We start from the raw sequence: 12,277 nt of genomic DNA, 5'->3' as shown, positions 1-12,277 counted from the left end.
GACGTAGGCATAGCGAGGCGGTGCACTGCATGCAGATAGAGATGCCGCGGCGAGCAAGCTGAGAGCCACAATTAATTTCACTTTCCCTCCTAGCTGGTTTGTATTTCTAGATCGATAAATCTAAGGATGTGGAAGGTGTGAAAAGTGTCTCGTGCGTGACTCTTTAACTGTAGTTAACCTGCTGCCGCAGCGCGCTGCAGGCGGTCGCGCACGCCTTCCCAGTCGGCGCTGTCGGGCGGGGTCTCGATCCAGATCAGCCGCACGCCCAGCTCGTCAAAGTCGCGCAGCGTGCCAAACAGCTCGCGCGCCGTGGCCAGGGCATCGCCGGGCATGGCGCGCAGGTGGATGGCGCGGCTGGCGGACCGCAGCGGGCTGCGGTGGTAGACGGCGATGTGCCGGCCCTCGGGGCCCAGCAGGTCCAGCGCGGACTGCAGTTGCCCAGCGTCCATCAGGCGCACCTTGGCATTCGGTGCGTAATGGGCCAAAAGTGTGCCTGAAGCGCGTGGGGTCTGTGCAGGCAGCTCTTCTTTCGAGAGTGGTCGGGTGCCGCACGCACGTTCAATGTCGTCGCGCGTGATGGCGCCGGGGCGCAGCAGCACGGGCACGCCGCGCGTGCAGTCGACGATGGTCGATTCAATGCCGACCTCGCAGGCGCCACCGTCCAGCACCAGCAGCGCGTCGCCAAACTCGGCGGCCACGTGCTGGGCCGTGGTGGGGCTGACGCGGCCGAACTTGTTGGCGCTGGGGGCGGAGACGCCCCAGACCGGCGGATTCAGCTGCTGGCAGGCCTGGAGGACCGCATGCGCCACGGGGTGGCTGGGGCAGCGCAGGCCCACGCTGTCCTGGCCGCCGGTGGAGGCCTTGGCGGCCTGCGGCAGGCGCGGCAGGATCAGGGTCAGTGGGCCCGGCCAGAACGCGTCGATCAGTTGCTGGGCAAACACCGGCACGGCCTGGGCATAGCGGGTGATGGCGGCGGCGTCGGCCACGTGCACGATCAGCGGATGGTTGGCCGGGCGCCCCTTGGCGGCAAAGATCTGCGCCACGGCCGCGTCGTTGTCGCTGTCGGCGGCCAGGCCGTAGACCGTTTCGGTGGGCAGGCCCAACAGCTGGCCTTGTTGCAGGGCCCGCGCAGCGGCTTGCACCGAGGCGTCCAGCGTTCCATCCAGAATCACGTCAGTTCCTTAAAACGCCGGGATGCCGAGGATGTCGGCGGCCTTCAGCGCAGTGGCGCGGGCCTGCTCGGGCGTGGCCGCGGTGATGTTCAGGTGGCCCATCTTGCGGGCGCGCTTGGCATCGACCTTGCCGTACAGGTGCAGGTGGGCGCCGGGCAGGGCCAGGATCTGCGCCCAGGCGGGCGTCTGGGCGGTGTCGCCGTGCTTGAACCACAGGTCGCCCAGCAGGTTCAGCATGACGGTGGCGCTGTGCTGGCGCGGCTGCACCAGGGGCAGGTTGGTCATGCAGCGCACCTGCAGCTCGAACTGCGACACATCCAGCGCGTTCTGGCTGTAGTGGCCGCTGTTGTGCGGGCGCGGGGCGATCTCGTTGACCACCAGCTGGCCGTTGTCCAGCACAAAGAATTCGACGCACAGCACGCCCACGTAGTCGAGGCCGATAGCTACGGATTTCGCAGCGGCTACCGCTTGCTCTGCCTGCGCGGCGGGCAGGTTGCCGGCATACACCTCGGTTACGGCCAGAATGCCGTCGCGGTGCAGATTGCGCTGCACCGGCAGGTTGACGATGTCGCCATTGCGGCCGCGCGCGACGATGACCGAGCATTCGTGCGCCAGCGGCAGCATTTTTTCCAGCACGCAGGCCACCTGGCCCAGCTCCTCCCAGCCGGCGGCCAGCTCGGCCCGGGTCTTGACCCGGATCTGGCCCTTGCCGTCGTAGCCCATGCGGGCCGTCTTCAGGATGCCGGGCAGCAGCGCGTCGTTGACGGCTGCCAGCTGGGCGGCCGTTTCGATCACGGCATAGGGTGCGCAGGGCACGCCGCATTTCACGAAGTGGGCTTTTTCGGCCGCACGGTCCTGGGCAATCGCGACCGAGGCGCCGGCCGGCGAGACGGGCAGGCTTTTGGCCAGCCGGTTCAGGGCCGCTGCGGGCACGTTCTCGAATTCGGTGGTCACGGCCGCGCACAGCGTGGCCAGCTCGGCCAGGCCCTGTGCATCCTCGTAACCGGTGCGCACATGGTGGTGGCTGACCCGGCCGGCAGGGCTGGTGGCATCCGGGTCCAGCACGGCGGTGAAGTAGCCCATGGCCTGGGCTGCGTGGGCAAACATGCGGCCCAGCTGGCCGCCGCCCAGCACGCCCAGCGTGGCGCCGGGCAGGATCACGGCGCGATCGTCGGCGTGGCTCATGCGTTCACCGGCAGGGTCATGGCGCGCGCGGCGTCGGTCTGCTCGGCGCGGAAGGCGTTGAGCTGGGCGCGCAGCGCGGGGTCTTCGTTGGCCAGCAGGGCCACGGCAAACAGGGCCGCGTTGGCGGCACCGGCGTTGCCGATGGCAAACGTCGCCACGGGCACGCCCTTGGGCATTTGCACGATGGAGTGCAGCGAATCCACGCCCTGCAGGTGGCGGCTGGCCACGGGCACGCCCAGCACGGGCACGGGGGTCTTGGCGGCAATCATGCCGGGCAGGTGGGCGGCCCCGCCGGCCCCGGCGATGATGGCCTTCAGGCCACGCTCGGCCGCAGCTTCGGCGTAGCGGAACATGTCATCCGGCATGCGGTGGGCGGAGACTACCTGCGCTTCGAAAGCGATACCGAACTGCTGGAGGATGGCTACTGCGTGCTGCATCGTGTCCCAGTCGCTGCTGGAACCCATGACGACGCCGATCTGGATGGGGTTCATGTTCTCTGTGGGGCGGCTGTGGCCCGGCCTAGTGGAACCTTCGATTTTACTTTTATGGGGGCGCCCGCGCGCGTGCAGGGTCGTGCGCGGGCGGTGCCGCCCGCCCAGGCTTGAAATTGCGCCGCCTTCCCCCACGTCTGAAGGCATCTGCACCCAGGGATGGCGGGGCCGTGATTTGCTGGAGAATCGACGGGTCCGCGCCATGGGTGCGCTAACACGGAGGGCGCTGGGCGCGCTCCGCCACAGGGTTGCCAACATGATTGACGTCACCATTGAGAATTTTGAAGCCGAGGTGGTCACCGCCTCCATGACTACCCCGGTGCTGGTGGACTTCTGGGCCACCTGGTGCGGCCCCTGCAAGACCCTGGTGCCGACGCTGGAGAAGCTGGAGACCGAGTACGCCGGCCGCTTCACGCTGGCCAAGGTGGATGTGGATGCCAACCAGCAGATCGCCGGCATGTTCGGCATCCGCAGCGTGCCCACCTGCGTGCTGATGGTCGGTGGCCGTCCCGTGGACGGCTTCATGGGCGCCCAGACCGAAGGCCAGGTGCGCGAATTCCTGGACAAGCACCTGCCCAGCGCCGGTGAACTGCAGGCCGAGGCCGAAGTGGACGAAGCCCAGCAGATGCTGGAGTCCGGCGACACCCAGGCCGCGCTGCAGAAGCTGGCCGAGGCCCTGGCGGCCGATCCCGCCAACGACGATGCACGCTTTGACTATGTGCGCCTGCTGATCGCCACCGGGGGCTACGAGGAAGCGGCCGGCCTGCTGGTCGAGCCGCTCAAGCGCATTCCCCAGGCGCTGCGCTTCGAGGCGCTGCACCAGTGGCTGCAGTGCATGCAGTTCGTGCAGCAGGACGACCGCGGCAACTGGCCGCTGGAGCAGTTCGATGCGGCCATCGCCCAGAACAAGCGCGATTTCGACACCCGCTTTGCCAAGGCCCAGGTGCTGGCGGCCGAAGGCCAGTGGACGGCCGCCATGGACGAGCTGCTGGAGATCGTGATGCGCGACAAGGAGTGGAATGGCCAGGCGGCGCGCAAGCTGCTGGTCGGCATCCTGGAACTGCTGACCCCGCCCAAGCCCAAGAAGCAGGACGCTGTGCCCGGCAAGAGCGCTGGCGGCATCGAGCTGCTGGGCAAGGGCGCGGGCGAGCAGGACGCGGCCACGGCCCTGGTCAACAGCTACCGCCGCAAGCTGAGCATGGCGCTGAACTGAGCGCCCCGGCGCCCGTTGGTCGAGGAGCCCTTGTGGCTCCTTTTTTGTGCCCGTTATGCTGGGCGCCGCAACAACAGCAGGAGGCGGGCATGGCGGCGATGTGGCAACAACTTCACGGCGTGATGGGGCTTTGGCTGCTGCTGGCCGTGGGCCTGGCGCTGCTGTCCGGCGTGCTGCGCTCCGCCCGCTTCAAGGGCTGGTTGGGCGAGCGCCTGGTGCGCCGCTGGCTGGCGCAGGGGCTGGACCCGCAGCACTACCACGCGCTGCACGACCTGACGCTGCGGCTGCCCGATGGCAGCACCACGCAGATCGACCATGTGGTGGTCTCGGTGCACGGCGTGTTTGTGCTGGAGACCAAGCACCTGCAGGGCTGGATCTTTGGTGCGGAGCGGCAGCAGGAGTGGACGCAAACCTTCTACCGCCATCGCGTGCGCTTCCAAAACCCGCTGCGCCAGAACTGGCGCCACCTCAAGGCCCTGGAGACGCTGCTGGGCGTGCCGCTGGCCCACCTGCATTCGGTGGTGGTGCTGACGGGCACGGCCCAGTTCAAGACCGCCATGCCGGCCCAAGTGGTGCAGGGCGCGGCGGTCGTGCCCTATGTGCGCAGCTTCAACGCCCAGCTGCTGGCGCCCGAGGCGGTGCAGCGCATCCTGCAGCAGTTGGACGCGCAGCGCCTGGCGCCGACCCGCGCTACGCACCGTGCCCATGTGGCCCACCTGCGCCAGCGCCACGCCCGGGCCGAGGGGGCGTCGCCCGCTTCCACTCGCGTTTTGGCGACCGTGCCTGCAACGGCAACGGCAACGGCAACGGCGCCTGCGGTGGCCCCGCGGCCACCACGCCCGCTGGCGGACGCGGTGGAGGCCGCCATCCCCGGGCGGACGGAGCCGGTGCTGCACCCGGAGCCTGTGCCCACAACACCGCAGGCCACCGAACCCTGCCCGCGCTGTGCGGCGCCCCTGGTGGCCCGCAGCGTGTCGCGCGACGACGGGGCCTGGCTGCACTTCTGGCGCTGCCAGCGCTTTCCCGAGTGCCGCCACATGCTGCCGCGCACGGCGCAGGTCTTGCCGCTGGAGGAATGAGAGCGCCAAGCGCTTGCTGGATATGGGATAGAGGCTTAAAAGACCCTCAATGGCACAGTGCCGCGGCAGGCACCGAGGCCTGCGCGCTGGGGCCCAGGCTGCGCACGGGGATGCTGCGGTCCTGCGGAATTTCGCCCGACAGCTGCAGCGCCAGATAGCGCGTGCAGCACACGCGCAGGAAGGAGGCGAAGTTGTCGATGGCGCCGCGCTCGGCCAGCAGCTCGTCGTAGAGCTTGGTGCACAGCTGCGGCACGGTGTAGCCGTCGCGGCTGGCGATCTCCTCCAGCACCTGCCAGAACAGGTTTTCCAGGCGGATGCTGGTGGCCACACCGTGCAGGCGCAGCGAGCGCGCGCGGTGGGCGTAGAGCTGCGGGTCCGCGCTGATGAAGACTTGGCACATGGTGGGACTCCCGGAGGACGGTCAGGCCGCCATGGTGGGCGCGCGGGCGGTCCGCGTCAATGCGGGTTTGCCGCCGCAAAAAGAGAAGCTGCTGGCGCAGGCCAGCAGCGCCTTGCACGCATTTTTCACGCAGAACGTTTGCCTGGGCTCAGTGGCTGATGCGGGTGCCCAGCAGCGCCAGGAACTGTGCCAGCCAGGCCGGGTGGGCGGGCCAGGCCGGGGCGCTGACCAGGTTGCCCTCGGTGTGGGCCTGGTCCACGGGAATGTCGGCGTAGGTGCCGCCGGCCAGTTCGACCTCGGCGCGGCAGGCCGGATAGGCCGAGCAGGTGCGCCCCCGCAGCACGCCGGCGCCGGCCAGCAGCTGGGCGCCATGGCAGACCGCCGCCACGGGCTTGTGGGTGTCGAAGAAATGGCGCACGGCCGCACAGACGGCGGGGTCGTTGCGCAGGTATTCGGGGCCACGACCGCCGGGGATGACCAGGGCGTCGTACTGGGCGACCTGCAGGTCGGCAAAGCTGGCGTTCAGCGTGAACTTGTGGCCCGGCTTCTCGCTGTAGGTCTGCGCCCCTTCGAAGTCGTGGATGGCGGTCTTGATGTGGTCGCCGGCCTTCTTGCCGGGGCAGACCGCGTGCACGGTGTGGCCCACGGCCAGCAGCGTCTGGAAGGGGACCATGGTTTCATAGTCCTCGCAGTAGTCGCCGCAGATCATCAGAATTTTCTTGGCTGCCATGGTGTCTCCTGGAATGGTTGTGGTGGCCATTCATTGTGGAAGTCACGGGCAGGTCGGGGGTATTAATGGGTTACTACAGCGGAGCACGGCGCCCCCATCTCCCGGGGTGCGCCACCGCGGACCGGGCCGCACCGGCCTACAGGCGGGCCAGCAGGTCCTGGGTGTGTTCGGTGGGCTGGGGCACCGAGTAGATGCTGGGGTCGGCCTGGATCAGGCGGGCGTCGAAGCGCTGGCCCGCCAGGTAGTCGCGCACGGACTGCAGCACCACGGGGCTGCGGTGCAGGTGGGCCGTGGCCTGCAGCTCCTCCAGCGACAGCCACACGGTGCGCACGATGCCCTGGTCCAGCACGCGGTGGGCGTGGTGCTGGCCCAGCTCGCCGGTGAAGGCAAAGCGCATGTAGGTGATGTCCGAACCGGTGCGGGTGCGGATGAAGCGGTTCATGTAGATGCCGACCAGGGCCGTGGGTTCAAAGCTGTAGGCGGTCTCTTCCAGCACCTCGCGCGTGCAGGCCTGCAGCGGGGTCTCGGCGGGGTCCAGGTGACCGGCGGGGGTGTTCAGGCGCAGACCGTCGGCCGTGTTTTCTTCCACCAGCAAGAAGCGCTGGTCACGCTCGATCACGGCCGAGACCGTGACATTGGGTTTCCATCGGTTAGGCATGCGGGCATTATCGCGAGCCCGTCGGGCTGGCCTGTCAGCTAAATCCGCATCTGTCAGAAATCAGAGCGCTGCCGTCATGTACGTGGCGCCCGGACCGTAGGTTTCGAGGTGCATGGACTGTTGTGCATCCAGCACGGGTTTTACAGAAAAACCTTGACGTTCCCAGTACGTCTGTGAGCCCTGGACCGACACCAGGGCCGCCTGCTGCACGCCGCGCTGGCGCGCCGCGGCAAACAGGTGCTGCACCAGGTGGCGGGCCACGCCCTGGCCGCTCAGCTCTGGCAGGACCGACATGTCGTGCAGGTACAGCACATGGGGGCCGGGTGCGGGGGCGCTGAAGTCGCCATCGAGCGGCGTGATCTTGCCGGGGTTGGACCAGTAGGCCGCCAGGTAGGCCAGCAGCGCGGTCTGGCCCGGGCGCACCACACCGATGGAGCACTGGTGGGGGCAGGCCAGCCGGCGTGCGAACACCGCCTGGCTTTCCAGGAAGCTGTCGCCGTAGCAGACTGTCTGCACGTGCAGCAGGCTGTCGATGTCGTGCGCGCCCAACGGGCGCAGCGTCCAGGAGGCAGGCAGGGTGGGCGCGGTCATGGGGGCGATTATCAGAGACAGTCCTCGATAGCGGGTTCGGGCACCTCGTCTCGCCAGCGCTGGCGTATGGCTTCCAGTTCGTGGCGCAAGCCCAGGAAGACGGGGACCAGGTCGGGGTCGAAATGCCGGCCCGACTGGTCCGCGATGTGTGCCAGGGCCTCGTCCACCGACCAGGCGCGCTTGTAGGGGCGGACCGAGGTCAGGGCATCGAACACATCGGCGATCGCCACCATGCGTGCGGCCAGCGGAATGGCCGTGCCGCGCAGGCCCAGCGGGTAACCGCTGCCGTCCCACTTCTCGTGGTGGGCCAGGGCGATGGTGCGTGCCAGCTGCAGGACGCCGTCCTCGTGCGCACCGATGATCTCGGCGCCAATCGCCGGGTGCTGGCGCATGATCTGCCATTCGCTGTCGTTCAGCGGCCCGGGCTTGAGCAGCACCGCATCGGGCACACCGATCTTGCCCACGTCGTGCATGGGGGCCGCGTGCAGCAGCTCGTCGGCCCATTCCGGGCTGCAGCCGATGGCCAGGGCCAGGGCCTGGGCAAAGTGGCTCATGCGCAGCACGTGCATGCCGGTCTCGTTGTCCTTGTACTCGGCCGCGCGGCCCAGGCACTGCACGATCTGCAGCCGCGACTGGCGCAGCGCCTCGGCACGCACCAGGGACAGGTGGGTGCGGATGCGGGCCCGCACCACGGGCGCCCGCACGGGCTTGACGATGTAGTCCACGCCGCCGGCCTCGAAGCCCTCGGCCTCGTCGCCCATTTCGGACAGGGCCGAGACGAAGATCACTGGGGTGCCACGGGTCTCGGGCCGGGCCTTGAGCTGGCGGCAGACGTCGTAGCCGTTGAGCCGCGGCATCATGATGTCCAGCAGGATCAGGTCCGGCGGCTGGTCCTGCGCCAGCTGCAGCGCCCGCGTGCCGTCGGTGGCAAATTGCAGGCGGTAGTCATCGCCCAGGATCTGCCGCAGCACGTGCAGGTTGGTGGGTTCATCGTCGACCAGCAGCAGGCGGGGCCGGCGGTCGTCATGGCTGGGGGGCGAGGTGGGCATGGGGTTCGTCATCGACACAGGTTTCCAGGCGGGTGGACAGGGTACGCACGCATTCCAGCGCCCGTTCAAATTCAAACAGATCCAGGGCCTCCAGCAGGGCCGCCAGTTCCGGCGCGGGCAGCAACTGCTGCAGGGTCTGCAGGGCCGGGCTGGCGATTTCGCCCTGCTGCAGGGCCTCGCCCAGCGCGCGCAGCGCGGTCAGGGCCTGGGATTGCTGCGCGGAAGACAGTGTGGCAGCAGTCCGTGGCGATGCGGCGGGCGTGGCGGCCGGTGCGCTGGCGCGCAGCAAGGCCTCTACCTGGGCCAGGGCCGTGGCCAGTTGCGGCAGCTGGGGCTCCAGCGCGGCGCGGTCCTGGTGCTGGGCATCGTGCTCCATCTGGGCCAGCAGGGCCTGCAGGGGCTGCAGACCCAGGTTGCCGGCGGCGCCGCGCATGCGGTGCACGGTGCTGCGGATGGCCTCCCAGTCGCCCAGTTGCACCAGCTGGCGCAGCTCCTGGGTGCGGCCTTGTTGCTCGCCCAGAAAGCGGGTCCAGGCGGCGCGCAGGGGCTCGACCCCGCCCCAGAGCGCCAGCCCCGCGTCCCAGTCGGCCACGCTGCCGTCCAGCGGGTAGGCCGAGGCGGTCACGGAGGCAGCCGCCTGCAGGGCTGCGCCGGCAGGTGTGGCGGGGGGGTGTTCGGACAGCACGCGCGCCATCTCGGCCATCAGCTTGGGCAACTCCAGCGGCTTGGTGGCAAAGCCGTCCATGCCGGCCGCGTCGGAGTTCTGCCGGTCCTGGGCCAGCACGCTGGCCGACAGGGCGATGATGGGTATGTGGCGCTGGCCGTGTGTGGCCTCCCAGTGGCGGATGCTGCGTGCGGCCTCCAGGCCGTCCATGTGGGGCATCTGCAGGTCCATCAGGATCAGGTCGAAATCCTGGGTCTGGCGCAGGTACACGGCTTCGTGCCCGTCATGGGCCAGGGCCACGTTGTGGCCGTAGCGCTGCATCACGACCTGCAGCAGCTCCAGGTTCTGCGGCACGTCGTCGACCGCCAGGATGCGCAGGGCGGGCAGCGTGGCGCTGTGGGCTGCGGGGAGGCGGCGCTCCGGCGCTTGTCCGGCCGGCAGCGGCAGTTGCACGAGGAATTCCGTGCCGGCGCCCAGCTGGCTGCGCACGCTGATCTGGCCGCCCATCAGCTGGGTCAGCTGGCGCGAGATGGTGGTCCCCAGGCCTGTGCCGCCGTAACGGCGGGTGGTGGACGCATCGGCCTGCGCAAACGGGTCGAAGATGTGCGACAGCTTTTCCTGGGCGATGCCGATGCCCGTGTCTTGCACGCGCAGCTGCAGCATGCCCTGGTGGTAGCCGACCTCCAGCAGCACGTGGCCGCGTTCGGTGAACTTCACGGCATTGCCCATCAGGTTGGTCAGCACCTGCTGGATGCGCAGCGCATCGCCGCGCAGGTAGGCCGGCACCTGCGGCTGGATGTCCAGCAGCAGGTGCAGCCCCTTCTTTTCCGCCTGGATGCGCAGGGTGCCGACCACCAGGTGGCAGACGTCGGCCACCACGAAGTCCTCTTCTTCCAGCTGCACCGCGCCCTTGTCCAGCTTGGCGGTGTCCAGGATGTCGTTGAGCAGGCGCAGCATGGAGCGCGCCGAGCGGTAGACGGTCTCCACGTAACGCTGCTGGGTGGCGCCCAGCGGGGTGTCCAGCAGGGTCTCGGAGAAGCCGATGATGGCGTTCATCGGCGTGCGGATCTCGTGGCTCATGTTGGCCAGGAAGGTGCTGCGCGCGGCGGCGGCGGCCTCGGCCTTTTCCTTGGCCTGCAGCAAGGCGTCGGACAGGGTGCGGCTGGCGGTGATGTCGGTCAGCAGCTGGGTGATGCGCAAGGTCTTGCCGCCGGCGTCCAGGATGGGGCTGAAGGTGGTCTGCACCCACAGCAGCTCGCCGTGCTTGACGCGCGCCTGGCATTCGAGGCTGGCAAAGTCCCCGCGCTGCAGCTGTTGCCACATCAGGGCGGTCTCGGCGTGGCACTGCGGGGTGTCCAGGCAGAACAGGTGGTAGTGCTCGCCCTGCACCTCGTCCAGGGTGTAGCCGAACATGTCGAGGAAGTTCTGGTTGGCGTGCAGCACGTGGCCGTCCAGGCTGTATTCAACGACCGCCACCGCGCGGTTGATGGCGGTCACCGTGCCTTCGAATTCGGCGTTGCGCGCCTTGGTCTCGGTGTGGTCGATGAGCACGCCGTCGATCCAGCGCAGCTGTCCGTCGTCGTCGTACACGCCGCGCCCGCTTTCGCGCACCCAGCGCACGCTGCCATCGCGGTGGCGCAGCCGGTACTCGTGGCTGTAGGCCACGCCGGCATCGATGGCGCTGTACACGGCCTCGGTCAGCCCGGGGATGTCCTGGGACAGCACCAGCGCCTCCATGCGCTGGGGCTGCGACAGCAGGGCCTCGGCGGGCCAGCCGGTGAGCGTCTCCACGGGCTTGCTCAAGAACAGCGGCTGCCAGATGCCACCGCCCGCACGGCGGAAGGTGACGCCGGGGATGTTGCTGATCAGGGTGCGGTGCTGTTCCTCGCTGTGGCGCAGCGAGGCCTCCATGGCGCGGCGCTGGCGGATGTCGGTCAGAAAGCCGACAAACAGGGGCGGTCCCTCGGTCAGCACGCGGCCCACGGCCAGGCGCACGGCGACCTGCTCGCCCTCCTTGTGCAGGGCATGGACCTCGCGCCCGGAGCCGATGATGCTGGTGGCCCCGGTGCGCAGGTGGCGCTGCAGGTAGCCGTCGTGCGCCTGCTGGTCGGTTGGCGGCATCAGCATGCTGACGTTGCGGCCCAGGACTTCTGCGGCGGACCAGCCCAGCAGGCGCTCGGCCGCCGGGTTGAAGGCGCAGATGCGGCCATCGCCCTCGATCATGATGATGCCGTCCACCGCGGTGTCGACCACGGCGCGCAGGCGCGCTTCGCTGCGGAGGATTTGGGCAAACAGCTGGTTTCTGCGCACACCCAGGTTGACCCCCAGCACCAGCAGGCCCAGGGCCAGACAAACCGCGGCTGTGACGATGGCCACCGGCCAGTAATTGGGGGCCGTGGGGTCGGGGGCCACCTCCAGTCCGGCGGGCAGGTAGATGGCGCCCATGGCGGCGTAGTGCATGCCTGCCGCCGACAGGCCTAGCAAGCTGCCACTGAGCAGGGTGACGTAGAGGACACGGGCGCCAGATTGCAGCAGCCGCTGATGGACTGCCAGCGCCAGGGTGGCCAGGCCGACTCCGACGACGACGGCCAACACCAAGCCTTGCCGGGCGTAGTAGGTGTAGCTGGCGGTGTCCGAAGCGGTCATGCCGCCGAAGTGCATGGCAGCGACGCCAATTGCAAACAGGCTGCCACCGCCCAACAGGCGCAGGCCACGGGTGGCGGGGCGCTGCAACTCGTGCATCACCCAGCAGGCCCCCAGCAGGCTGGGCGTGACCGACAGGGCGCTGTACAAGGGCGAAAAAATGCCATTGGCACAAGGTGCAAACGCCAGCATGCCAATAAAGTGCATGCTCCAAATGCCACCGCCCAGAGAACAAGCCCCCGATGTCCGTGCCAGCACGCGTGTGAAGCGCTGGCTGGCACTGCGCGTCAGTGCGGACATGTGCAGGGCCATGACGGCGCTGCAAATAGCCACTCCAACTGAAATGGCAACCAGCCAAGGGTTCATCCAGGCCCATTGCATGGGTACGTAGAGATCTGGGTC

Annotated in this window: 11 protein-coding genes; 2 read left to right on the top strand and 9 right to left on the bottom strand. The window is 68.7% G+C overall.

What is annotated here, in order from left to right; genetic code table 11:
• Window positions 1-173: 173 nt before the first annotated feature.
• From KAQ61_RS16395 to purE, 3 genes are read right to left on the bottom strand one after another with little or no spacing between them, the layout of a single operon-like run.
• Entirely contained in the window at window positions 174-1,172 is a 999-nt protein-coding gene (locus KAQ61_RS16395) for an L-threonylcarbamoyladenylate synthase (RefSeq protein WP_210929844.1), read from the bottom strand.
• Between the two features lie 9 nt (window positions 1,173-1,181).
• On the bottom strand, window positions 1,182-2,357 hold the full coding sequence (locus KAQ61_RS16390; protein ID WP_210929843.1) for a 5-(carboxyamino)imidazole ribonucleotide synthase: 1,176 nt from the start codon (window positions 2,355-2,357) through the stop codon (window positions 1,182-1,184).
• Complete coding sequence (gene purE, locus KAQ61_RS16385; protein ID WP_042416303.1) at window positions 2,354-2,848, bottom strand: 5-(carboxyamino)imidazole ribonucleotide mutase; 495 nt, start codon at window positions 2,846-2,848, stop codon at window positions 2,354-2,356. The genes KAQ61_RS16390 and purE overlap by 4 nt, the downstream gene beginning before the upstream one ends.
• A 256-nt stretch (window positions 2,849-3,104) precedes the next feature.
• On the opposite strand from purE, the gene trxA reads away from it, so the two are divergent.
• Both trxA and KAQ61_RS16375 read left to right on the top strand, forming a co-directional pair.
• Window positions 3,105-4,061: a thioredoxin gene (gene trxA / locus KAQ61_RS16380; RefSeq protein WP_210929842.1), complete on the top strand. Its 957-nt coding sequence runs from the start codon at window positions 3,105-3,107 to the stop codon at window positions 4,059-4,061.
• 89 nt (window positions 4,062-4,150) lie between these two features.
• Window positions 4,151-5,140, top strand: a complete 990-nt coding sequence (locus KAQ61_RS16375; protein WP_210929841.1) for a nuclease-related domain-containing protein — start codon at window positions 4,151-4,153, stop codon at window positions 5,138-5,140.
• Between the two features lie 46 nt (window positions 5,141-5,186).
• Here KAQ61_RS16375 and KAQ61_RS16370 read toward each other — a convergent pair whose 3' ends face one another.
• The 6 genes from KAQ61_RS16370 to KAQ61_RS16345 all read right to left on the bottom strand — a co-directional run bounded on the left by KAQ61_RS16370 (window position 5,187) and on the right by KAQ61_RS16345 (window position 12,241).
• Window positions 5,187-5,540 (bottom strand): ribbon-helix-helix domain-containing protein, encoded by a 354-nt coding sequence (locus KAQ61_RS16370; protein WP_210929840.1) that lies wholly within the window; start codon window positions 5,538-5,540, stop codon window positions 5,187-5,189.
• Between the two features lie 148 nt (window positions 5,541-5,688).
• Entirely contained in the window at window positions 5,689-6,270 is a 582-nt protein-coding gene (locus KAQ61_RS16365; RefSeq protein WP_210929839.1) for a DJ-1/PfpI family protein, read from the bottom strand.
• A 136-nt stretch (window positions 6,271-6,406) separates the two neighbouring features.
• Window positions 6,407-6,928 carry an NUDIX hydrolase gene (locus KAQ61_RS16360; protein ID WP_043378465.1) on the bottom strand — a complete coding sequence of 174 codons (522 nt, stop codon included), beginning with the start codon at window positions 6,926-6,928 and terminating at the stop codon, window positions 6,407-6,409.
• 60 nt (window positions 6,929-6,988) lie between these two features.
• Window positions 6,989-7,519, bottom strand: a complete 531-nt coding sequence (locus tag KAQ61_RS16355) for a GNAT family N-acetyltransferase (protein ID WP_183302666.1) — start codon at window positions 7,517-7,519, stop codon at window positions 6,989-6,991.
• Between the two features lie 11 nt (window positions 7,520-7,530).
• A complete protein-coding gene (locus KAQ61_RS16350) occupies window positions 7,531-8,568 on the bottom strand; it encodes an HD domain-containing phosphohydrolase (protein ID WP_210929838.1) in 1,038 nt (345 codons plus the stop codon).
• Window positions 8,543-12,241, bottom strand: coding sequence for a PAS domain S-box protein (locus KAQ61_RS16345; RefSeq protein WP_276514471.1), 3,699 nt, complete (start codon window positions 12,239-12,241; stop codon window positions 8,543-8,545). Before KAQ61_RS16345 ends, KAQ61_RS16350 begins: the two co-directional genes overlap by 26 nt.
• Window positions 12,242-12,277: the final 36 nt, after the last annotated feature.

This window comes from Comamonas aquatica (assembly GCF_018064205.1).
In the GTDB taxonomy this organism is placed as follows: Bacteria; Pseudomonadota; Gammaproteobacteria; order Burkholderiales; family Burkholderiaceae_C; genus Comamonas; species Comamonas aquatica.
The sequence above is the reverse complement of the archived record's forward strand: the minus strand, read 5'-3'. Positions and strand labels throughout refer to the sequence as shown.

Coding starts and splice junctions, on each gene's coding strand:
- KAQ61_RS16390 (WP_210929843.1), bottom strand. CDS start 2,357: ATGAGCCACGCCGACGATCGCGCCGTGATCCTGCCCGGCGCCACGCTG.
- purE (WP_042416303.1), bottom strand. CDS start 2,848: ATGAACCCCATCCAGATCGGCGTCGTCATGGGTTCCAGCAGCGACTGG.
- trxA (WP_210929842.1), top strand. CDS start 3,105: ATGATTGACGTCACCATTGAGAATTTTGAAGCCGAGGTGGTCACCGCC.
- KAQ61_RS16375 (WP_210929841.1), top strand. CDS start 4,151: ATGGCGGCGATGTGGCAACAACTTCACGGCGTGATGGGGCTTTGGCTG.
- KAQ61_RS16370 (WP_210929840.1), bottom strand. CDS start 5,540: ATGTGCCAAGTCTTCATCAGCGCGGACCCGCAGCTCTACGCCCACCGC.
- KAQ61_RS16365 (WP_210929839.1), bottom strand. CDS start 6,270: ATGGCAGCCAAGAAAATTCTGATGATCTGCGGCGACTACTGCGAGGAC.
- KAQ61_RS16360 (WP_043378465.1), bottom strand. CDS start 6,928: ATGCCTAACCGATGGAAACCCAATGTCACGGTCTCGGCCGTGATCGAG.
- KAQ61_RS16355 (WP_183302666.1), bottom strand. CDS start 7,519: ATGACCGCGCCCACCCTGCCTGCCTCCTGGACGCTGCGCCCGTTGGGC.
- KAQ61_RS16350 (WP_210929838.1), bottom strand. CDS start 8,568: ATGCCCACCTCGCCCCCCAGCCATGACGACCGCCGGCCCCGCCTGCTG.
- KAQ61_RS16345 (WP_276514471.1), bottom strand. CDS start 12,241: ATGAACCCTTGGCTGGTTGCCATTTCAGTTGGAGTGGCTATTTGCAGC.